1 protein-coding gene is annotated in these 689 nt (G+C 75.5%); it reads right to left on the bottom strand.

Annotation, left to right across the window (positions count from 1 at the left end; translation table 11 throughout):
* Positions 1-65 precede the first annotated feature (65 nt).
* Positions 66-689: septum formation initiator family protein (locus tag L0B03_RS18735; protein ID WP_250448618.1), on the bottom strand; the 624-nt coding region annotated here is incomplete at its 5' end.

The raw sequence follows: 689 nt of genomic DNA, 5'->3' as shown, positions 1-689 counted from the left end.
CGGCGGGCGGCCGAGCTGCTCGGCGAGGGTGACGATGTCGGCATCGCTGACCTGCTCGGCGGTGCTCACTCGGTCTCCTCGGTGTCGGTCGTGCCAGCGGGGTCGCTGGGGCCTGCGGGGTCGCTGGGGGCGGCGGGGTCGTCCTGCGGAGCCGGCTCGGCGTCGCCGTCGGCGGGCTCCTCGACCGGGGCCTCGGGGTCGACGACCTCGAGCTCCCCGGCGATCTGCACCGAGCTCCAGATCGTCGTGTACCAGGGGGTGCCGGAGCCGTCGACGGGCAGCGTGGGCCCGGTCTCGTCACCGGCCGGGGCTCCCTCGGCCAAGGCCTCCTCCTCGACCACCTCGGGGTCGATCACGCGGTAGGCGGTCTCCCCGGGGAACACGAAGGAGAGGCGAGCCCTGGCCTGGGCCTGCACGTAGGCGGGGTCGTCCCACCTCGCGAGGTCTGCCTCGAGCTCCCGCTCGTGCTGCTCGGCGTCGAGCACGCTCTGCTCGAGGGCGGCGAGCTCGGCCCGCTGACCGAGGTAGGCGCGCACGGTCGGGAACAGCAGGGTGAAGCCCACGAGCAGCACGACGCAGAGCACCAGGGCTCGGATCGACAGCAGCCTCGCGAGCCGCGCGGGGCGTGGTTCGTCCCCCTCGGGCTCGGCGGCGCGCGGTGCTGGCCGGCGGGGCTGGGCCGGCGGAGC

Source organism: Actinotalea sp. C106 (assembly GCF_023630195.1).
Taxonomy (GTDB): domain Bacteria; phylum Actinomycetota; class Actinomycetes; order Actinomycetales; family Cellulomonadaceae; genus Actinotalea.
This window is presented reverse-complemented; position numbering and strand designations above follow the sequence as displayed.